Source organism: Saccharibacillus sp. CPCC 101409, from assembly GCF_030518235.1.
GTDB lineage: Bacteria > Bacillota > Bacilli > Paenibacillales > Paenibacillaceae > Saccharibacillus.
Genome location: NZ_JAULSA010000010.1, coordinates 117,787 through 137,690, shown reverse-complemented (window position 1 = coordinate 137,690; position 19,904 = coordinate 117,787). Strand labels below are relative to the sequence as shown.

Genomic DNA, 19,904 nt, shown 5'->3' with positions numbered 1-19,904 from the left:
GGACGCGCGGCCGGGCGGGCGTTCGGCCGTTCAAATCCGCGCTTTCCTTATTATTGCACTATCCCGGCGCAGGCCCCTCCGTTTACGCTTGAACCGTCAGTTGCATTCAAGCGTCGATTCAACCGAGCATCAATTCAGATCGAGAGGGGATGTCCGAATGAAGACATGGAAGCAAAGAGCGATGGGCTGGATAGCGCCGGTTCTGGCGTTAGGCATGCTGGCCGGCTGTTCGGGCGGCGGCACCGCGGGAGACACGGGCACAAGCGGAGGAAGCGGAGATTCGGGCGGCAAGCTGCCGGTGCGGTATCTGCTGCCGGGCAACGCGCCCGAAGACCTGGACGCCGTCGTCAAAGCGGTCAACGAGAAGCTGGAAGCGGACGGGCTGAATCTGGAGTACAAACCGACGTATATTCCCGGCGACGCCTGGGATCAGAAGACCAACCTGATGATGTCCACCGGCGAGGAATTCGAATTGATCGCGATCATGCACGATATCAAAGGACCGAACGTGCTGGCCGGCAACGGGGCGCTGCTGCCGATCGACAAGCTGCTGGACGAATACGGTCCGGAGTTGAAGAAGTCGATGCCGGACTGGATCTGGGATTCGGCCAAGATCAATAACGAAATCTACTACGTCCCGAATTTCTGGCTCGATACGGCGTTCAACGACGGCATGGTCACGCTGCGCACCGACCTGCTGGAGAAGAACGGGCTGGACGCGCCGAAGTCGCCGGAAGATCTGCTGAACGTCGCCGAGACGTTCCAGAAGAACTGGCCGCAGGATAACAAGAACGTCTATATCAAGCTGCTCGGCGAGCCGGCGACGTTCCTGCATACGACGTACGACACGTATCCGTTCGCGGTGATCGACAACCTGATCTACGTCGATCAGGACGGCAATGTGAAGTCGTGGCTGGAAACCGACGAGTTCAAAAAAGACGTCGAATACATGAACGAAGCGTATTCCAGAGGATTGATCCTCAAAGACGTGCTGACCACGCCGGGCGAAGTGCTCAACAAAGAAGAATTGGCGGGACGCTATCTGTACCGTCCGGGCGATGTGGGGATCGACGACAAGATCCGCGAAACGTTCCCGGGCGCGGAAGTCGGCATCTATTTCCTGAGCGACCAGAAAAAATTCCGCTCGTACGCGATCCGGAATTCCAACGGCATCTCGGCGACTTCGCCGCATCCGGAAGCGGGCGTACAGTTCCTGAACTGGGTCTTCTCCAGCCAGGAGAACTTCGACCTGGTGCAGAGCGGCATCGAAGGCACGCACTGGAAAGACGCCGGCAAGAATATGAAAGAAACGCTCGCGTTCACCGACGCCGGCGGTCCCAAGTACGAGCTGTCCACCTGGCTGCTCGGCAACGTCGAGATGAACCGTTACAATTCGACGATCGACCCGGGCCGCCTGGAGCGTAGAACGACGGTCGCCGAAGACGCGGTCAACAGCGTGACGATCGGCTTCAGCTTCGATCCGACGCCGGTCGCGAGCGCCTACGCCAACAGCGTCGCGGAACTGCAAACCAGCATCCTGCCGCTGATGTACGGCGTGGTGCCCTACGAAAGCGGCTTCTCCGGCGCGATCCAGAATATGAAATCCGCCGGTCTGGACACGGTGGTCGAGGAGTACAAGAAGCAGTTCGACGCGTGGAGAAGCAGCCAGCAGTAAGAAGCGAGCGAGAAGGTGAAGCAATAAATTGCACGCGAACGGGCATAACAGCGGGCAATGAGCAGTCGATAATCCGGCAGGGAATATGGAGCAGGCGGGCAATTGTGCGAATCGGCAGTATGTTCGGCCGGTTTGCGCGTCAGACGCCCGCATTGCTGCATATTGGCATCAATTTTCAAAGCGGAGGATCCGAACAGGCGTTATTTTCGGACTTAGCCGCTTTTTTTGTGCGGATTTGCAATAATGACGAAGGAGTGGAGGAATTGTGCGCAAATTGATGCGGATATGCAGGATTGGCCGTCTCCGAGCGAAGTGAAAAGATGGTTTTTGCAGGTAAAAAAAGATATGATAAGAAAAGAACAAGCGGGCGGGCCGTTTCGGAAACGGAGGATCATCCGGCGGGCGCCTTTTTCAAATACATGCCGTTCCGGTCAAAAGGAGGCCGCATGGAGCATCTCAAACTTTTTCATGAAGAAACGGTCGTCAAAAACGGAAAAAATCTGATCGTACAGGGACCGGTGCCGCCGGAAACGCTCAAGAATATGACGCTGCACGATCAGCTCGACGCTTTTCGCCGTCCGAAAGAGCAGCACGAGGCGCTGGTGGAGATCGCGGAGCTGCCCGAAGGGCGGATTATCGCGGCGACGGACGGCGACACGGTGGTCGGTTACGTCACTTTCCACTACGCCGACGAATACGAGCGCTGGTCGGAAGGGAAGATGGACGATCTGGTGGAACTGGGCGCGATCGAAGTTGCAAACGATTACAGAGGCGCGGGACTGAGCAAAAAGTTGCTCGACGTCGCGTTTCTCGGCGGCCAGCTCGACAATGCGATCGTGTTTACGACGGAGTACTACTGGCACTGGGACCTGGAAAGCACGGGCCTCAGCGTCTGGGATTACCGCAAGATGATGGAAGACTTGATGAAGAACGTGGATATGGTCTGGTTCGCCACGGACGACCCGGAGATTTGCAGCCATCCCGCCAACTGCCTGATGGTGCGGGTCGGTAAAAAGGTGCCGCAGGAATCGGTGGAGGCGTTCGACCGTCTCCGGTTCCGGCAGCGGTTTATGTACTGAAAATGGGAAGGAGGAGAGCCCGATGACGCGGGATGCGGTTTATTTGTTTCATCCGAACAGCCTGAATTACGTGTTCCACAAAGACCATCCGTTCGATCAGCGCCGGATTACCCTGACGCGCGATCTGCTGCGGACGGCGGGCGCATTCCCGACCCCCGCCGAAATTCTGCCCGTCGAAGACCGGTTGGACGAAGAACTGCTGCATGCGGTGCACATCCCCGAGTACGTCGAGCGGGTCAAAGCGCTCAGCGAGCCGCTGCCGGACGACCGGGCGGTCAGCGACGCGCAAAAATACGGGCTGGACTCCGAAGATACGCCGTTTTTTCCGGGGATGCACCAGAGCGCGGAGATTATCGCGGCGGCTTCCGTGGAAGCGGCCAGACTGGTGATGGACGGCGAAGCCCGGCACGCGGTCAATCTGGCGGGCGGCCTGCATCACGCGATGCCGCAGCGCGGCTCGGGTTTTTGCGTGTACAACGACGCCTCGATCGCGATTTCGTTTATCCGCAAACACTACGGCGCAAGGGTGCTGTACGTCGATACCGACGTGCACCACGGGGACGGGGTGGAGATGTCGTTCTACAGCGATCCCGGGGTTTATACGTATTCGATTCACGAAACGGGCAAATATCTGTTTCCCGGCACGGGGCTGGTGGAGCAGCGCGGAGAAGGCGAAGGTTTCGGCTGCACCGTCAATCTGCCGATGGAGCCGTATACCGAAGACGACTCCTGGCTGGAATGCTTCGGCAGCGTGCTGGACGATGTGCTGAGCAAAGCGAAGCCGGACATTATTATCAGCCAGCACGGGTGCGACGCGCACGCGCTCGATCCGCTGGCGCACGTCCACTGCTCGATGCGGATTTACCGGGAGATGCCGAAAATGCTGCACGAAGCCGCGCACCGCTACTGCGGCGGACGCTGGGTGGCGCTCGGCGGAGGCGGTTACGATATCTGGCGGGTGGTGCCGCGGGCCTGGGCGCTGCTGTGGATGGAGATGACCGGAAATCCGCTGCTGAAGCGGCTCGACGCCGATCCGCATCTGCGCCTGCCGCAGGAATGGCTGGACCGCTGGACGCCGGAAAGCCCCGAAGAACTGCCGGAAACCTGGCTCGACGACACGTCGCTGTGGACCCCGATGCCGCGGCGCGCGGAGATCGAAGCGAAGAATCGTCAAGCGGCTGAGTTGGCGTCGATGTATTTGCGGTGAAAGCGTGGAGAATACGGGAAATGCGGAAAAAGAAAAGAGCCGTCCCCGCCGTTTACGGCGGTTGGGACGGCTCTTTTTTGAGTGGTTTGCGTGTATGGGAAAGCCGGGATGGCAAATTTCGAATCGCCGATTACCTGGCTGTTCAGCTGAACCGCGAGTACAGCTGCCAGACCAATTCGCGGCGGCTTTTGGTGCCGGTCTTGCGGAAGACCGATTTGAGATGGTCCTGCAGCGTGTACTCCGACACGCACAGCGACAGCGCGGCTTCTTTGCTGGACAGGCCGTGGACGATCCGGTCCACCACTTCGCGCTCGCGCTCCGTGAGGCCGAAGCTTTCGGCCAGCACCGGCAGAATATCGGCCGGGCGGGCGCGCTCGACGGTGACGGCGAGCTGCACGCCGCCGGAGAGGCTTTCCATGCGGCTGGCGCGGATGCCGATGTAGAAGCCGCCGGGCACGGGGACGCAGACCCGTGCGGCGTTTTCGGCGGGAGAGCCGCCCGGCCGCGGCGGCGACAGCGCGCGGGTGCAGACCGCGCGGACCGGACGAGGCACGATGTCCGGTTCGATCCGCTCGGCGCCGCGCAGCACGGCGAGCCAGTCTTCGGCCGAGGGACTCGCGGCCAGCAGGTCCAGCCGGTCCGACAGGACGAAGACGCCGGCTTCGGATGGAAGGGGCGCCGGCTGGACCCCGGCGCTCAGCTCCGCTTCGTCTTCGGAGCCGGGCGCCTGCCGCAGATAAGCGGCCATCTGCGGCAGCAGCGCGGCGACGCGGCGCACGTCATCCTCCGTGAACGGAGGATGATCCTGGCGGCGCAGCAGCGACAGCTGGCCGCAGCGGCGGCCGCGCGCGATCAGCACGGCGCGCAGTTCGTCGCCGAAGCCCGCCGGCGACAGGATATCGCGGTAGCGCTCGCTGAGCTCGGGCCGTCCGCCCGTGGACAGCGACAGCGCGGCGGCCGGCGGCTCGGCGGCGGCCAGCGCTTCGTAGCGGTTGAAGTCTTCGCCGCGGTATTCGTATTCGAACAGGCGGGGGTGAATCGCCTCGACAACCATATCGGTGACCGAACCCGTACTCAGGCCGGTATCTCCGTCGACTCCGGTCAAGCAGCCGCCGTCGAAAGGTACCATTTCGGCGAGCAGCGACAGGCAGGCGCTTCGGTAGGCGCGGGCGGATGGCTGCTTGTCCGCGAGCCGGCGCAGCCGATCCGCCAGGCGGTTGATGATCGTACGCTCCATAATCTTCCTCCTTGCAATTCCCCGATTTCTGGGATGGGCATTCCGCCGAACCTGCCTATAATGAAGGAGTGTTCCGGGCCTGCTGCTTCTATTATCCGCGATATGAAGGCGACTTTTCAAATACGCGCCGAACCAAGCCCGGCGCAGGCGGAACGCAGCGGGCCGCGAACGAAACAACGGGAAGGGGGTCATATCCGATGAGAAACGATTCGATGCCGGGCAGCCCGATACAAAGCGGCTTGAAAAGCGGCGGTTCGATTATAAACGGTTCGATCGTAAACGGTTCGGTGCAGACGGATTCGGCGCAGAACGATCCGGCCGAGAACGGCCCGGCGCAGAACGGGCAAAGCGCACAGACAACGGAACCGGAACAAGCGAGTCCGGGCTTATACGATAAATCGTTCGAGCACAATTCCGCTCAGCCGGTTCCCGGCCGCGGCGCAAGCGAGAACGATCCGATGCACTGGGAGCATCCGCAGGCGTCGAACTACAGCGGTGCGATTGCCGCGAAAATCCCCGGCTATCTCCATCTGTACGAAATGGCGGCCGGTCTGCTGAAAGCGGCGCTGGATAAGCAAAGCGCGCATATCCTGATCGTCGGCGCCGGCGGCGGACAGGAACTGGAAACGCTGGGCGGCCGGGAGCCCGGCTGGCGGTTCACCGGCGTCGATACGTCGGAGAGGATGCTGGAGGCGGCGCGCCGGCGGATTGCCGGAACGGGCATCGAAGCCCGCGCGGCGCTGGTGCGCGGGGAAATCGAGAAGCTGCCGGCTCTCGAACCCCGGCTGCATGACGGCGCGACCTGCCTGCTTGTGCTGCATTTTGTGCAAGGGATCGAAGCAAAGAAATCGCTGCTTCGGGCGATCGCCGACCGGCTGCCGCCGGGTGCGCCGCTGCTGATCGCTTCCGTGAATGCGGATTACGAATCTCCGGCTTTTGCCGTCCGGATGGAAGCCTGGAGACTGCATATGCTAAGCGGCGGTATTTCGGAGGAGGAATGGCTGCGTTTTGCGGACTCGCTCGGACGTTCGTCCGATCCGCTGCCGGGACCGGTGGTGCTGCAGCTGCTCGAAGAATGCGGTTTTTACGACCCGGCGCCGTTCTTTGCTTCTTTCCTGGTCGGCGGCTGGATCACTTTCAAACGGGAGGCGGATACTCGATGACGAATAACAAAACCGATATTGTCGTAATCGGCGGCTACGGCAGCGTCGGCGGCGAGATCTGCCGCCTGCTGGCGGAACGTTTGCCGGGCCGGGTGTATGCGGCGGGGCGGAATTTGGAAGCGGCGGAACGCTTTGCCGCTGCGACGGGCGGGGCGGTCGGAGCGATGCGTTGGACGATCGGACCGGATGCGCCGCGCCGCGATCTGAGCCGGATTGCGTTGATTGTGATGTGCCTGGATCAGGCGGAACCGGATCTGCTGCGGCAGTGCCTGGAGGAAGGCACGCATTATCTCGATATTACGGCGCAAACGGATTTCCTGCTGTGGGCCGCCGCAACCGGTAGTACGCAGCCTGTGCGCTCGGCGGCGCTGCTCAGCGTCGGATTGGCGCCGGGATTGACCAATCTGCTGGCCGCCAAAGCGGCGCGGGCGCTGGACGAAACGGAGCGGATCGAGATTTCGCTGATGCTCGGCCTGGGCGAGCATCACGGCCGGGCCGCGATCGAATGGACGCTGCGGCAGATGGGGGCCGAATTCGAGCTTGCCGACAGCGGGGCGCCGCGCACGGTTCGAAGCATGACCGGCGGGCGGACCGCCGACTTCGGCGGCGATACGGGCCGCAAGCGGGTTTACCGCTTTCCGTTTTCCGACCAGCGCACGCTGCCGGGCACGCTCGGCGTGCGCAGCGTCTCGACCCGTCTCGGATTCGATGTAAACGGCGTCGCCCGCACGGCCGCCGGCCTGCGGCGGGCCGGCTTCTTCCGGCTGCTGCGCCGCCCGTCCGCGCAAAGCGCGGCCGTTCGTCTCGCCGGCGCGCTGCACGCGGGCAGCGAGCGCTTCGCCGCTCGCGTCGAAGCCTACGGCCGGCTCGGCGGCCAAGCGGCGGAAGCATCGTGCACGATTCGCGGTATCCGCCAATCGGAGATCACCGCCCGCGTCGCGGCCTACGCGGCCGAGAAGATGCTTGCGCGCCCCGACCTGCGCGGCGTGCTGCATATCGAGCAGTGGCTGGACGCGGACGAGGTATGGTCCGCTGTCCGGACGGAAGCTTCGTCCGCGCTTGAATTCGAACGGTGCGGCCGGGCGGACAGTGCCGACCAATCGGTTCAACCCCCAGCATTTTCAACGCAAAATCAACGCGAAAACCATTGAGCAGGCGCCGGCTGCGTTCCGAATCCATTCCGGGCCTGCAGCCGGAGCCGATTTGGGCCGGCGCGCCCGGTCATGTATAATGAAGAAGAGAGGGTCCGGGCGGGAGCGCCCGGCCCTGTCTGTGTTCCATCAACCTGCCCGATAAGGACGTGAGAAAGATGAACAAGCATGGCAAACTGCTGATCGGCGGTTCCTGGAAAGAAACGGCCGAACAGATAAACGTAGTCAACCCGTCGAACGGAGAAACGATCGGAACGACCGCCAAAGCGGACGCGGCCGACGCGGAAGCGGCGGTGGACGCGGCTTATGCCGCATTTCCGGACTGGGCGGCGCTGCCGGCAATCGAGCGGGGGAAACTCCTGCTGAAATGGCACGAGCTGATCGAAGCGCATCAAGACGAGCTGGCGCGCATCATGACGCTGGAACAGGGCAAGCCGCTCAAAGAAGCCGCCGGCGAGATCGCTTACGCCAACAGCTTTATTCAATGGTACGCCGAAGAAGGCAAACGGGTTTACGGCGAAACGATTCCCGCTTCGTCGCCGAACAAACGCATCTGGGTAACCAGGCAGCCCGTCGGCGTGGCCGCGATGATCACGCCGTGGAATTTCCCGGCTTCCATGATTACGCGCAAAGCCGCGCCGGCGCTGGCGGCGGGCTGCACGATCGTTATCAAGCCGTCGGAAGAAACGCCGTTTACCGCGCTGCGCCTCGCCGAACTGGCGGTTGAAGCCGGCATTCCGGACGGCGTCGTGAACGTCGTCACCGGCGATCCGGCGGAGATCGCCGGAGCGTGGCAGAGCGATTCGCGCGTGCGCAAGCTGTCGTTTACCGGCTCGACCCGCGTCGGCAAAGAGCTGATGAAAGGCGCGGCCGATACCATGAAAAAGATTTCGCTGGAACTCGGCGGACACGCGCCGTTTATCGTGACGGAACACGCGGATCTGGAAAAAGCCGTCTACGGCATGATATCGTCCAAATTCCGCAACGGCGGCCAGACCTGCGTCTGCACCAACCGCGTTTACGTGCACGAAAGCTTGTTCGAGCGCTTCTCGGAACTTGCCGCGCAGCGCGTGTCCGAACTCAAAGTCGGAGACGGACTGGAAGAAGGCACGGAGATCGGGCCGCTGATCAACGCTGCGGCGGCCGACAAAGTGCTTGCGCAGATCGAAGACGCCCGGTCCAAAGGCGCGAAAGTGCTGGCCGGCGGCGGCCGCGCTTCCGAAGCGGGCGGCGGACACTTCGTGCAGCCGACCCTCGTCGCCGGGGCGACCGACGATATGCTGTGCATGAACGAAGAAACGTTCGGCCCGCTGGCCCCGATCGCTTCGTTCCGGACGATCGACGAAGCCGTCGAACGCGCCAACCGCAGCCCTTACGGCCTGGCCGCCTACGTGTTCACCGAACATATCGGCGAAGCCGTACGTATCGCCGAACGTCTCGAATTCGGCATCGTCGGCCTGAACGATCCTCTTCCTTCCACCGCCCAGGCCCCGTTCGGCGGTTTTAAAGAAAGCGGCCTCGGCCGCGAAGGCGGCCGTTACGGGATCGAAGAATATCTGGAAGTGAAGTATATTTCCCTGGGGCTTTAAGTTTTGGAGACTTTAACGATCTTTCGTACTCGTGCCGGGAGTTAAGAACCCGGCACGCACTACCACGCCCACTTAAACGCAAAAAGCGGCTTCGCCTCGAAGCCGTGAAAAGTCTTGTTAAAAAAGCCGATTGGCGGAGGAGAAAATTCAGTGTAGGAGCGATAGCGTTCGCCTTTGAAACCGGGAAGATTCCACTGGAATCCAATCGATCTTCCTGGTTTCAACACGCGACCTAAAGTCTTTCGAAGAAAGACACCTCGTAAGCCTACGCTAACGAATTTTCTTCGCAGCCTACCAGGCTTGTTTACGAATAGGACTTACTGCGGCTTCACCCAAGAAGCCGCTTTTTTCCGTTTTCTTTAATATTCACACTCAAGAGGTGACCTCATGAAATTCAACGAATTTTTTATCGGACAAACTTTCCATACCGCTTCCCTGACATTGACCCGCGACCATATCATGTGTTTCGCCGCCGAATACGATCCCCAGTACATGCACCTGGACGAAACCAAAGCCGCCGCCGGGCGCTTCAAAGGTCTGATCGCTTCCGGTATTCAAACCATGGCCGTATCGTTCAAACTGTGGGTGGAAACAGGCATTTACGGCGAAGAAGTCGTGGCCGGAACGGGCATGGACCATATCCGCTTTATTAAGCCGGTCTACCCGAACGACGAACTGCATGTAGAAGTCGAAGTAATCCGGCTGGAACCGAGAAGACGCAGCGGCATCGTGACCGTGCGTCTGTCCACCTTCAACGCCGCAAACGAGAAAGTGTTCACCGGCGAACTGTCCGCTCTCGTCGAAGTATAGCCGCCGAGAGCGGTTCTTTTTCGAAAAACATCGAATCCCAGCCAACGAATCGCAAAAACAGCGCGTCTATCGGGTAAGAAAGAACAGGTTGTTTTTCCCAAACGATAAAAGCACCCTGACCATTTATTCGAAAGAAGGGATTCCGTGCCGTTATTCGATTCCAGTTCCGCTCCGGCAGAATCCGGAGAACTTCACACCGCGCAGCGGCCGCAGCCGCAGCAAACCGGGCGCGATCCCGGCCGTATCCGGGTGCTCGATCAGATGCGGGGCATTGCGCTGCTGGCTATCTTCCTGTGCAATCTGCCCGGCCTGACGGGGAGACAGTACGGAGAAGGTTTGACGCTGATCGGCGATACGACGCTTGGCAACGAACTGCACAGCCTGGTCCGGCTGTTCTTCGGCAACAGCAGCCGCCCGCTGTTTGCGTTTATGTTCGGCATCAGCATGCTGCTGATTTACGACAGCCGCAGACGATCGGGCCGCAGCCCGCAATGGACGCTGCTGCGCCGGATGCTGATGCTGCTGCTGATCGGCGCGGCGCATCTGTACGGCGTCTGGGAAGGCGATATCCTGTTTATGTATGCGCTGGACGGTCTGCTGCTTCTGCTTTTTGTCCGGCTGCCGGCGCCTGTTCTAACTGCGCTCGGACTGCTCGGCTTTGCGCTGGTGCCGCAGATCGCGCAGATGCTCCTGCCGCATATCGGCGGAGTCGTGCTCGATCCCGGCTATTGGATATTCGCGGGACTCGGCAGGATTATCGATCCCGAGGTTTTGTTCGCTCAGCCGCATCTGGTGGAAGCGCTCGGCGAACTGGCGCTTGCGCTGGAGCATCTGCCGTTCTTCCTGCTTGGCATGGCCGCTTACCGGGGAGGACTGTTTGCCGGGCTGCCGAGACATCCGGCGATCGGCTGGACGACGTCGCTTCTGCTGCTGCTCGCGGGATTGCTCGGCAAAGGCTTGTATGTGAACGCTTATTTCGGCGATACGCAATCGGTAATCTATCAGTTTGCCTGCTTCGCGGTGACGCTGGGCGCGGCGATGGCGATTATTCTGATCGGAAACGGACCGGGCAAAAGGCTGCTCGAACCGTTTACCGCCGCCGGCCGTATGGCGTTCAGCAATTATTTGTTCCAGTCGCTGGTGTTCGTTTCGATTTTCTCGCAGTCCGGCCGGACGATCTTCTCCGCGTTCGGCTGGATCGACCCGCTTCCGTACAGTGTGCTGCTGCCGGCGGCCGTTTTGTTTTTTGCGCTTCAAATGGCGCTGAGTCATCTGTGGCTGCGGCGCTTCCGCTACGGTCCGTTCGAATGGCTGTGGCGCATCGGCACCAATCTGGAACTGCCGGCGATCCGGCGAACGGATGCCGGGCGGACAGTGGCGGAAAGACCGGACATCGGCGGAACGGTCTGAGTTTGCCGCAAGCGCGGACTTCTGCCTGCCTATCATCAAAAACCGATCAAATCTTTTCCGGCTCCCGCCGCGTATCGGTATAAACGGCGATCAGCACAACGGCCGGCTCGTTCCCGCTGTTCCAGACGCGGTGCGGCACGCACGCGTTCCAGCTGAACGAGTCGCCTTCGCGCAGCTCGTACACGTCTTCGCCCTGCCGGGCCGTGATCTCGCCGCGCACGACCATATGCACTTCTTCGCCTTCGTGCGCGTGCGCGGCTTCGCCGGTCGAAGATCCGGCTGCAAGTTCCACCAGCGTCATGCGCAGATGGGGCGTCCGGCCGAGAAGCGAAACGCTGAACGGTTCCGCGCCGCCGGAGGTCACACGCCGTTCTTCCCTCCGGGTGACCTTCATGCGCTCTTCTTGTCTCAGCAGCAGATAGGCGAGCGGAACGTCGAGCGCGGCGGCGATCTGCTCCAGCGTGGAGATGGAAGGCGACGTTTTATTGTTTTCCACCTGGCTCATAAACCCCTGCGACAAACCGGTGGCGGCGCAGATCGAGGCGATCGTGATCCCTTTGCGTTTGCGAATCGTCCTAATCGAGGAACCGATATCCATATGAGCGCTCTCCTTTTCTTGGTTGGCGGTCGATGCTCCGTTATTTGCAAAAGAAAACCCGGTCTCATCGTATCAATCTTCCGAACATTCCGCCAGCGTCCGGGTATAAGAGAATAGAAGGAAAAAGGAGGAATGGCACATGGATCTGGGGCTGAAAGGCAAGTCGGTCTTCGTCGCCGCGGCCAGCAAAGGACTGGGGCGCGCGACCGCGCTGGAATTTGCGCGCGAAGGCGCGAACGTGACGATCGCCAGCCGCAGCAAGGAACAACTGTCGGAAGCGAAACGGATGATAGGCGAACAGACGGGAACGGCCGTCACCGCCGCGGTGATGGATGTGCGCAGCGAGGAAGAGGTGCGGCGGGCGATTGCGGAAGCGGCGCAGCGGTTCGGCGGACTGGACGTGCTGGTGTGCAATGCGGGAGGGCCGCCCGGGGGAGGCTTCGGCGATATGTCCGACGAAGACTGGCAGAGCGCATTCGAACTCAATCTGCTCAGCACGATCCGGATGATCCGCGAAGCGCTGCCGTACATGCGGCGCGCAGGCGAAGGACGTATCGTCAACGTGACTTCCGTTTCGATCAAGCAGCCGGTCGACGGGCTTATTTTGTCGAACGTATTCCGTGCCGGCGTGCAAGCGCTGACCAAAAGCCTCGCGTCGGAACTTGCGGCGGACCGTATCCTGATCAATACGGTGGCGCCGGGGCAGATCGCGACCGACCGGATCCGCGAGCTGGACGAAGACCGGGCGAAGAAGCTGGGCAGGCCGGTTGAAACCGTCCGCGAAGACAATGTCAAACAGATTCCGCTTGGCCGTCTGGGGGAGCCCGACGAGTTCGGACGGATCGCCGCTTTTTACGGCTCGTTCGCCAATACGTATGTCACCGGACAGTCGCTGCTAGTCGACGGAGGAATGGTCAAAGCCCTGTAAATGGACAAGGGAATCCAGCGTTCCGAAAAAGCTTGCGCACCGGCTTATATTCCACTATTATCATAAAGTCTGCTTCGGCTGCGGGAACGGAAATCCTTCGCGCGGAAGCGGTGACAACAAGAGAAGGCTGGTGCTTGAATGAAAGGAACCAATACAAAATGGGTCGTGACGGGGCTGCTGCTCGGCATCCTGATGTCCGCGATGGACAACACGATCGTCGCGACCGCGATGGGCACCATCGTCGCCGATCTCGGCGGGCTGAACCAGTTCGTCTGGGTCACGTCGGCTTACATGGTCGCGACCATGGCGGGCATGCCGATCTTCGGCAAGCTGTCCGATATGTACGGCCGCAAAAAGTTTTTCGTATTCGGGCTGATCGTGTTTCTGCTCGGTTCGGCGCTGTGCGGACTTGCGCAGACGATGACCCAGCTCAGTTTGTTCCGGGCGGTTCAGGGAATCGGGGGCGGGGCGCTGATGCCGATCGCGTTTACGATCATCTTCGATATGTTCCCGCCGGAGAAACGGGGCAAGATGACCGGGATGCTCGGCGCGGTATTCGGCCTGTCCAGCGTGCTGGGACCTTTGCTCGGCGCGTATATCACCGATACGATCGGCTGGCACTGGGTGTTCTACGTGAATGTGCCGATCGGCATCGTGTCGCTGGCGCTTATCCTCGGCTTTTATCACGAATCGGCCGTGCACCGCAAACAGCGGATCGACTGGACGGGAGCGGTTACGCTCGTCGTCGCGATCGTGTCGCTGATGTTCGCGCTCGAACTCGGCGGCGAAAGCGACTACGGTTGGGCTTCGCCGAAGATCCTGCTGCTGTTCGCGGCGTTTGCGGTATTCTTTATCGCGTTCGTCTTCGCCGAACGCAAAGCGGCGGACCCGATTCTGCCGTTCTGGCTGTTCAAGCGGCGGCTGTTCGCTTCGTCGCAGGTGCTCGCGTTTTTGTACGGCGGCACGTTTATTATCCTGACCGTCTATATCCCGCTGTTTGTGCAGGCGGTGTACGGCGGGTCGGCGACCAATGCCGGCTTTATCCTGACGCCGATGATGCTCGGATCCGTGGCGGGCAGCGCGCTCGGCGGTATTTTCCAGACGAAGGTTCCGTTCCGGCGCCTGATGACCGTATCCGTGATCGCGTTCTTCGCCGGCATGGCGCTGCTTGCTTTTATGACGCCGGATACGTCGCGCGTGCTGCTGACGATCTATATGATGCTGGCCGGCTTCGGCGTCGGCTTCTCGTTCTCGATGCTGCCGACGGCGTCGATGCACAATCTGGAGCTGCAGTACCGCGGCACGGCCAACTCCACCAATTCGTTCCTGCGCTCGTTCGGCATGACGCTCGGAATCACGGTGTTCGGCGCGATCCAGAGCAGCGTGATGGCGAACCGGCTCAAAGACGCGTTTGCGGGCCAGGCTTCGGCTTCGCAGTTCGGCGGAAGCGATCTGCGTCAGGTGTTCCAGGCGGATGTACGCGCGAAGATCCCGCCGGATATTCTCGACAAGATCGTGAACGCGATGTCCGATTCGATCACGCGCATGTTCCTCGTCGCGCTGATCCCGATCGCGCTGGCCGCGGTCGCCGTCGCTTTGATGGGCGGAGCCAAAGCGGGCTCGGACGGCGGACACTGATTCCGCTGCCCGGCGGCTTAACGCTTCGCAGGCGCACGAACCCACAAAGGCTGTCCCCGTCATTCATTATGACGTTGGACAGCCTTTTTGCATGCCGGTAAACCGCCGCTTTTTCTCGATGAATCTTACCGCGACATGCCCCGAACTTTCGCTTTGAACGAGTCCACTTCTTCGCGGTCTTCGTAGCGAAGCTCGGGCGGAACTTTCTCGCCGGAAGCTTCGAGCAGGCTCGATCCGTAAAGGGCGGACAGCGCCCGGACTTTGCCGTCCGCGATGCCGAAGCGTCCCTGGTATTCGCCGGACGTGTAGTACAGCATGCCCGGCGTCCCCGACGATACGCTTTTCAGAAAAACGATCGCTTCGTCGCCTTCGTGCAAATACGGGCCGGCACCGGACGAACCGACGTCCGTCCGGTCTTCGAGATCGGCGCCGCTTTGAACGATTCCGATGGTGCTGCGAGGCTGCCCGCCCTTGAGCACATCGAGCACGCTTGCGCCGACCACTCCGCGCGGATACTTGCCGTCCGACCGGTACGGGTCTTCGATTCGCATCTTCGCGACCAGCAGCGCGGACAACCCGGCAATCATTTTGCTCATTCTTTATTCCTCCCGTTCGAGCCGCCCGGAGTTTTCGGCAGCCCCTGTTTAACCTTCAGACGAGATCGAACAGGAAAAGGTTGCTTATTCTAAGCATTTTCTCCTTTTGGTCGAATGAGATAAAAAGGAAATATGGAATTTTGCATAAAAGACGCCAACGAGTTACAATCAAATTCAGGCAGGAAAAAATTTAAATTTGCGGCGCGAGTTCGATTTGCCATTATAGCATACATCGGAAACCGGTTGCGACAACGCGAAGCAGGGCAGACCGGCAGCTTGTCTTACGAAACCGGATATCGGAACGAGACAAGCCGTCATTAAAAGGAGGGATCGGAAAGTGATTAAGCAGGCGCAGCTGGAGCGGATTGTATGGAAGCTCAAAATGGCCGCCAGGAAAGACGACAAATGTAAGGAATTCGGCGCGGCGAGACACCGCTACCGAATGAACGAGCCGATGACGGAAGAGGAATTGTCGGCGTTCGAACGTCGCATGGAGGCGACGCTGCCGGCGGAATTCGCGGCTTTTCTGTTGACGGTGGGCGCGGGGGGAGCGGGACCTTATTACGGGATCGGACTGCCGGAAGCGTCGGAAGAACTGCGCGGGATCGACCGGGAATGCCGGCTGTATCCCAATATGCCGCAGGACGAGTGGAGCGCGATGACGTTTTTTCTCGGCGATCCGGGTTTCGGCGCGGAAGAGAAAAAGACTCTGGAAGAAGAGCTGTACCGGGGGATGTTGAAGATCGGCCCGATGGGCTGGACGTTCGAGATGATGCTGGTCGTAACGGGCCGCCACCGGGGCAGAGTCGTATATATCGACCGCAGCCACCAGGTTCCTTTTTTTACATACGAAGCGAATTTTCTGGAATGGTACGAGCACTGGCTGGACGAGATTATCGGAGGTTACGATACCGGATGGTTTGCGGTGGAGCGGCGGAGCGAAAGCGGGCTTCCGGCCGATCTGTATTTGTCGACGCTGGAAGAGAAAGTGAAAGTCAGCGCGATTCGGGGAATGGATAAACTGCCCAAACTCAAGCCCGAAGGAATCGGTTTCCTGCGGGAGCAGTGTTCGGACGCTTCGTCCACGGTGCGCCGGGCGGCGCTGGAGATCCTGGCGCAAAAAGAATACGTCCATGCCGCGCCTTTTCTGGAGCGCGCGCTGCACAGCGGACTGGCGGAAGAACGGCTGAACGCTCTTCGCCTGATCGAAGAGCGCGGGGAACCGGGCGGAGGCGCGTTCGCGCCGCTGCTGGCAAAGCTGCTTCCGCTGGAGTGGGACGCCCGCGTATTCGGACTGATGACGCAGCTGCTCGAACGGGGACCGGACAATCCGCTGGAGCTGCTGGTGCCTTTCTTTGCGCATCCCGACCGCGATCTGCGCCGCGAAGCGGTCTTCCATGCCGGCCGGCTGCCGGGCCGCGAAGCGTATATCCGCGAGCTGGGGCAGGCGCTGGACGACAAAGACGCTTCGGTGCGCGAGACCGCCGTCGGCGCGCTGGAAGAACTGCCCAACGCCGAACTGCTGCCGCGCTACGAACGGATGCTGTCGGCCGACGCCGACGAGACACCGGCCGTCCGGCGCGCGGTGCTGCGCCGCCTGAGGGAATTCGGCGCGGAAGCGCAGTCGCTGCTCAAGCGGGCCGCCGCCGATTCCGATCCGGAGATCCGGCGGGAGGTACGGCGCATCCTGAGCGAGACCGAACCGAAAGTGAACAAGCCGTGAATACGGTTTCCCGATGCCCGGTTTCCGCTGTATAATAAAAGGAAGCACGGAAACGAAAAGGACGGGAGATGATGAGGCATGGAAGCCTGCCTGCTGATTCACGGTTTTACGGGCGATGTGCACGAGGTGGCGCCGCTGGCCGATTTCTTGACGGCCAAGCGCTATCGAGTCCAAACGTTTACCCTGAGCGGACACGGAGGCAGCCGGAAAGAGATGCAGGAAGCGGGCGGCCGGGAATGGATCGCGAGCGCGGAGCGCGAACTCAAGCTGCTGCTGGCCGAACACGACCGGGTCCATCTGATCGGCTTCTCCACGGGCGCGCTGATCGCCACGCGGCTGGCCGCTTTTTACGGCGAGCGGATCGCGTCCCTGTCCCTGCTGTCGACTCCGGTGTTTCCGCTTAATCCCCCGGCGATCGCAAGAACGCTTGCGCAGCCGAAAATGGTCGGACGCTATATCCGCAATTTGTTCGCGGTGCCGCCGAGGGCTGCGCGTGAGTTTTACCGGATCGTGGACGAGTCGCTGGAGTGGTACGAAGAAGCCAAAGCGCCGGCGCTGATCGTGCAGGGAATGAAAGATCATCTCGTCAAACGCCGCAGCGGCGCTTATCTGCGCGAACATCTCGGTTCGTCCGACAAGATTCTGCTGGAACTGCCTTTGAGCGGCCACCTCGTCTGCCATTCGCCCGACCAACTCCGGCTGTTCGAAGCGGTGCAGGAGCGGATCGAGACGGCGTCGCAGGAACGTTCCCATGAAGCGGCCGTACCCGCGGCGGGCGAGACGGCGTCTTTATATAAATCGGAGCGGGAGCGCCCGATCGAAATCGAAAAAGTTTAAAAGCGGATTCCGGGATCGCGTCGATTCCGGGATCTTTTCTGTGCGCGAAGAAAAAATTCGATCTTTTATAAATGTCGTATTGAAAATATCGAATTGATATGTTATTGTTTCGTTAAAGTCGAAATGACAATATTGAAAAAGAAAGCGGGGAACGCCATATGTTCGGATTCCGATTCGCCAAATTCCAGCCCAGCGAATACGTTATGAAGATCAAGAACGGACGGGTCGTCAAAGAAGGAGTCGGCCTGGCTTTTCACTACTACGCGCCGACCACGTCGGTCGTGGTGGTGCCGATCTCGTCGATCGACGTGCCGTTTATGTTCGACGAGATGACAAGCGATTATCAGAAGATCACCGTACAGGGACAGCTGATCTACCGGATCGCCGAATACCGCCGGATGACCGAAGTGCTGAACTACACCTACGATCTCAAAAAAAACCGGTACCTCTCGGACGACCCCGCCCTGCTCAGCCAGCGGGTCGTCAATATCGTCAAAGTGCGCATCAAGCGCGATCTGGCCCGGATGCCGCTGCGCGAAGCGATCCAATCCAGCGAACGTCTCGCCCAGACGATGCGGCAGGAACTTACGCAGGACGGAGAACTGTCGGCGCTCGGCGTCGAACTGATGGGACTGTCGATTCTGGCGATTCTGCCGAACAAAGACACAATGCGGGCGCTCGAAGCGCGGGCGCGCGAAGAAATTCTGCAGGATGCCGACGAAGCGCTGTACCGCCGCCGCAACGCGTCGATCGAGCAGGAGCGTCTGGTCAAGGAAAACGAGCTCAACACGGAGATCGCCGTCGAAACGAAGAAACGCCAGATCCGCGAAACCCAGCTGAATGCGGAACGGCTGGTAAACCAGAAGAAGCACGAGATGGAAGACGAGCAGCTGCGCTTCGATATCGGGATGGAGGAGCGCAGACAGGAACTGATCGGTTTGGAAACGTCGAACCTCAAAACCGCCGCGGACGCCAAAGCCTACGAGCTGACCGCCGTGATGAAATCGCTCGAAGGCGTCGAACCGAGCGTGCTTCAAGCGATGGCGAATATGGATATGAAGCCGGATAAGCTGATCGCGATCGCATTCCAGGAAATGGCCGGCAACGCCGAGAAGATCGGCCAGCTGAATATTACGCCGGATCTGCTGCAGGGCCTGATGAGCGGATCGGGAGCGAAAGGAGCGGAACGCAGATGAGCAGGATAGGAGCCGGAGAGCCGTCCACGGAAACGAAGATCGTGCTGGTGAAGCGGCAGACGCGTTTGCAGGAGCTGGTGATCCGTTACAATACGATTCAGCAGGCCGAATTCTACGTGGAGCGTCTCGGAGCGGACTTCGGCGATTATGTGCGCGAAGACCGGGTATATCAGGCCGCTCTGGCCGAAGCGGCGGAAGTGCTGGGCCGGATCGGACGGGTGCAGCAGGTGGATCGGGAATTCGTGCCGAACTTCATCTTCGGCGAACGGGATCTGGTGGTGGTGCTCGGCCAGGACGGTCTGGTCGCGAATACGCTGAAATATGCGGCCGATCAGCCGCTGATCGGCGTCAATCCCGATCCGCAGCGCTGGGACGGCGCGCTGCTGCCGTTTACCGTCCGCGATCTGAGCGCGGTGGTGGGCGACCTGCTGCGCGGCCGGCGGCCGCTGCGCGAGGTGCGGCTGGCGCAGGCCGAGCTGAACGACGGACAGGTGCTCGTCGCGGTCAACGACCTGTTTATCGGGCGGCGGACGCATGTGTCCGCCCGGTACGTGCTGCGCCTGAACGGAGCGGCGGAGCAGCAGTCGTCGAGCGGGATTATCGTCTCGACCGGCATGGGCTCCACGGGCTGGCTGCGCAGCGTGCTCGCCGGCGCGGCCGGCATCGCCTCCGGCGCGGCCGGGCAGCCGGCGGCGCCGCTTGCGCCGGACGCTTCGTTCGGCTGGGACTCGCCGTATTTGTACTTTACGGTGCGCGAACCGTATCCGAGCCGCTCGACTGCGGCGAATCTGGTGTTCGGCCGGATCGACGAAGGCGGACCGCTCAAGATCGTATCGCAGATGCCGGAAAGCGGCGTGATCTTCAGCGACGGCGTAGAAAGCGATTATCTGGAATTCGGCTCCGGCGTGGAAGCGACGATTAAGCTGGCGGAGCGGCGGGGGAGGATTGTCGTATAGGAGGTGCAAACCCATGACGATAGTGCCCAAACAAAGCTTCCCCAATCGATTTCGAAAAGGAATACACAAAATCGAATGATTTTGAAATGGAAATTCACTTCCATATCTGCG

Annotated in this window: 17 protein-coding genes; 14 read left to right on the top strand and 3 right to left on the bottom strand. The window is 60.7% G+C overall.

Annotated elements, in window-relative coordinates:
• Positions 1–157: 157 nt before the first annotated feature.
• From QWJ34_RS19440 to QWJ34_RS19430, 3 genes are all read left to right on the top strand, one after another.
• The gene (locus QWJ34_RS19440) at positions 158–1,675 is read left to right on the top strand and encodes an extracellular solute-binding protein (RefSeq protein ID WP_302730410.1); all 1,518 of its coding nucleotides are present in this window, start codon (positions 158–160) and stop codon (positions 1,673–1,675) included.
• A gap of 446 nt (positions 1,676–2,121) precedes the next feature.
• A complete protein-coding gene (locus QWJ34_RS19435; RefSeq protein WP_302730409.1) occupies positions 2,122–2,754 on the top strand; it encodes a GNAT family N-acetyltransferase in 633 nt (210 codons plus the stop codon).
• A gap of 22 nt (positions 2,755–2,776) precedes the next feature.
• Positions 2,777–3,961, top strand: coding sequence for an acetoin utilization protein AcuC (locus QWJ34_RS19430; RefSeq protein WP_302730407.1), 1,185 nt, complete (start codon positions 2,777–2,779; stop codon positions 3,959–3,961).
• A 142-nt stretch (positions 3,962–4,103) separates the two neighbouring features.
• Here QWJ34_RS19430 and QWJ34_RS19425 read toward each other — a convergent pair whose 3' ends face one another.
• Positions 4,104–5,198, bottom strand: coding sequence for a helix-turn-helix transcriptional regulator (locus tag QWJ34_RS19425; RefSeq protein ID WP_302730405.1), 1,095 nt, complete (start codon positions 5,196–5,198; stop codon positions 4,104–4,106).
• Between the two features lie 197 nt (positions 5,199–5,395).
• Between QWJ34_RS19425 and QWJ34_RS19420 the strand changes: the two genes are divergently transcribed.
• The 5 genes from QWJ34_RS19420 to QWJ34_RS19400 all read left to right on the top strand — a co-directional run bounded on the left by QWJ34_RS19420 (position 5,396) and on the right by QWJ34_RS19400 (position 11,321).
• Positions 5,396–6,361: a class I SAM-dependent methyltransferase gene (locus tag QWJ34_RS19420; protein WP_302730403.1), complete on the top strand. Its 966-nt coding sequence runs from the start codon at positions 5,396–5,398 to the stop codon at positions 6,359–6,361.
• On the top strand, positions 6,358–7,512 hold the full coding sequence (locus QWJ34_RS19415; protein ID WP_302730401.1) for a saccharopine dehydrogenase NADP-binding domain-containing protein: 1,155 nt from the start codon (positions 6,358–6,360) through the stop codon (positions 7,510–7,512). The genes QWJ34_RS19420 and QWJ34_RS19415 overlap by 4 nt, the downstream gene beginning before the upstream one ends.
• Before the next feature lie 158 nt (positions 7,513–7,670).
• Positions 7,671–9,101 carry an NAD-dependent succinate-semialdehyde dehydrogenase gene (locus QWJ34_RS19410; protein ID WP_302730399.1) on the top strand — a complete coding sequence of 477 codons (1,431 nt, stop codon included), beginning with the start codon at positions 7,671–7,673 and terminating at the stop codon, positions 9,099–9,101.
• Positions 9,102–9,488: 387 nt separating this feature from the next.
• Positions 9,489–9,911, top strand: coding sequence for a MaoC family dehydratase (locus QWJ34_RS19405; RefSeq protein WP_302730397.1), 423 nt, complete (start codon positions 9,489–9,491; stop codon positions 9,909–9,911).
• Positions 9,912–10,055: 144 nt separating this feature from the next.
• Positions 10,056–11,321, top strand: coding sequence for a DUF418 domain-containing protein (locus QWJ34_RS19400; RefSeq protein WP_302730395.1), 1,266 nt, complete (start codon positions 10,056–10,058; stop codon positions 11,319–11,321).
• A 46-nt stretch (positions 11,322–11,367) separates the two neighbouring features.
• Here QWJ34_RS19400 and QWJ34_RS19395 read toward each other — a convergent pair whose 3' ends face one another.
• Complete coding sequence (locus QWJ34_RS19395; protein ID WP_302730393.1) at positions 11,368–11,919, bottom strand: helix-turn-helix domain-containing protein; 552 nt, start codon at positions 11,917–11,919, stop codon at positions 11,368–11,370.
• Positions 11,920–12,058: 139 nt separating this feature from the next.
• Between QWJ34_RS19395 and QWJ34_RS19390 the strand changes: the two genes are divergently transcribed.
• Together QWJ34_RS19390 and QWJ34_RS19385 are read left to right on the top strand one after the other, a co-directional pair.
• Complete coding sequence (locus tag QWJ34_RS19390; RefSeq protein WP_302730391.1) at positions 12,059–12,847, top strand: SDR family oxidoreductase; 789 nt, start codon at positions 12,059–12,061, stop codon at positions 12,845–12,847.
• A gap of 138 nt (positions 12,848–12,985) precedes the next feature.
• Positions 12,986–14,485 carry an MDR family MFS transporter gene (locus tag QWJ34_RS19385; RefSeq protein WP_302730390.1) on the top strand — a complete coding sequence of 500 codons (1,500 nt, stop codon included), beginning with the start codon at positions 12,986–12,988 and terminating at the stop codon, positions 14,483–14,485.
• A 125-nt stretch (positions 14,486–14,610) separates the two neighbouring features.
• On the opposite strand, the gene QWJ34_RS19380 is transcribed toward QWJ34_RS19385, so the two are convergent.
• A complete protein-coding gene (locus QWJ34_RS19380) occupies positions 14,611–15,081 on the bottom strand; it encodes a hypothetical protein (RefSeq protein ID WP_302730389.1) in 471 nt (156 codons plus the stop codon).
• A gap of 337 nt (positions 15,082–15,418) precedes the next feature.
• Between QWJ34_RS19380 and QWJ34_RS19375 the strand changes: the two genes are divergently transcribed.
• From QWJ34_RS19375 to QWJ34_RS19360, 4 genes are all read left to right on the top strand, one after another.
• Positions 15,419–16,804 (top strand): HEAT repeat domain-containing protein, encoded by a 1,386-nt coding sequence (locus tag QWJ34_RS19375; protein ID WP_302730387.1) that lies wholly within the window; start codon positions 15,419–15,421, stop codon positions 16,802–16,804.
• A gap of 78 nt (positions 16,805–16,882) precedes the next feature.
• The gene (locus tag QWJ34_RS19370; protein ID WP_302730386.1) at positions 16,883–17,641 is read left to right on the top strand and encodes an alpha/beta hydrolase; all 759 of its coding nucleotides are present in this window, start codon (positions 16,883–16,885) and stop codon (positions 17,639–17,641) included.
• 158 nt (positions 17,642–17,799) lie between these two features.
• Positions 17,800–18,837, top strand: a complete 1,038-nt coding sequence (locus tag QWJ34_RS19365; RefSeq protein WP_302730384.1) for an SPFH domain-containing protein — start codon at positions 17,800–17,802, stop codon at positions 18,835–18,837.
• Complete coding sequence (locus tag QWJ34_RS19360; RefSeq protein WP_302730382.1) at positions 18,834–19,793, top strand: diacylglycerol kinase catalytic domain-containing protein; 960 nt, start codon at positions 18,834–18,836, stop codon at positions 19,791–19,793. The genes QWJ34_RS19365 and QWJ34_RS19360 overlap by 4 nt, the downstream gene beginning before the upstream one ends.
• The last annotated feature ends 111 nt before the right edge of the window (positions 19,794–19,904 follow it).

What these genes read in the sequence shown, in the direction of transcription:
- QWJ34_RS19425 (WP_302730405.1), bottom strand. Translation starts at nt 5,198, where the DNA reads ATGGAGCGTACGATCATCAACCGCCTGGCGGATCGGCTGCGCCGGCTC.
- QWJ34_RS19435 (WP_302730409.1), top strand. Translation starts at nt 2,122, where the DNA reads ATGGAGCATCTCAAACTTTTTCATGAAGAAACGGTCGTCAAAAACGGA.
- QWJ34_RS19360 (WP_302730382.1), top strand. Translation starts at nt 18,834, where the DNA reads ATGAGCAGGATAGGAGCCGGAGAGCCGTCCACGGAAACGAAGATCGTG.
- QWJ34_RS19380 (WP_302730389.1), bottom strand. Translation starts at nt 15,081, where the DNA reads ATGAGCAAAATGATTGCCGGGTTGTCCGCGCTGCTGGTCGCGAAGATG.
- QWJ34_RS19390 (WP_302730391.1), top strand. Translation starts at nt 12,059, where the DNA reads ATGGATCTGGGGCTGAAAGGCAAGTCGGTCTTCGTCGCCGCGGCCAGC.
- QWJ34_RS19395 (WP_302730393.1), bottom strand. Translation starts at nt 11,919, where the DNA reads ATGGATATCGGTTCCTCGATTAGGACGATTCGCAAACGCAAAGGGATC.
- QWJ34_RS19410 (WP_302730399.1), top strand. Translation starts at nt 7,671, where the DNA reads ATGAACAAGCATGGCAAACTGCTGATCGGCGGTTCCTGGAAAGAAACG.
- QWJ34_RS19440 (WP_302730410.1), top strand. Translation starts at nt 158, where the DNA reads ATGAAGACATGGAAGCAAAGAGCGATGGGCTGGATAGCGCCGGTTCTG.
- QWJ34_RS19415 (WP_302730401.1), top strand. Translation starts at nt 6,358, where the DNA reads ATGACGAATAACAAAACCGATATTGTCGTAATCGGCGGCTACGGCAGC.
- QWJ34_RS19405 (WP_302730397.1), top strand. Translation starts at nt 9,489, where the DNA reads ATGAAATTCAACGAATTTTTTATCGGACAAACTTTCCATACCGCTTCC.
- QWJ34_RS19420 (WP_302730403.1), top strand. Translation starts at nt 5,396, where the DNA reads ATGAGAAACGATTCGATGCCGGGCAGCCCGATACAAAGCGGCTTGAAA.
- QWJ34_RS19430 (WP_302730407.1), top strand. Translation starts at nt 2,777, where the DNA reads ATGACGCGGGATGCGGTTTATTTGTTTCATCCGAACAGCCTGAATTAC.
- QWJ34_RS19370 (WP_302730386.1), top strand. Translation starts at nt 16,883, where the DNA reads ATGGAAGCCTGCCTGCTGATTCACGGTTTTACGGGCGATGTGCACGAG.
- QWJ34_RS19385 (WP_302730390.1), top strand. Translation starts at nt 12,986, where the DNA reads ATGAAAGGAACCAATACAAAATGGGTCGTGACGGGGCTGCTGCTCGGC.
- QWJ34_RS19365 (WP_302730384.1), top strand. Translation starts at nt 17,800, where the DNA reads ATGTTCGGATTCCGATTCGCCAAATTCCAGCCCAGCGAATACGTTATG.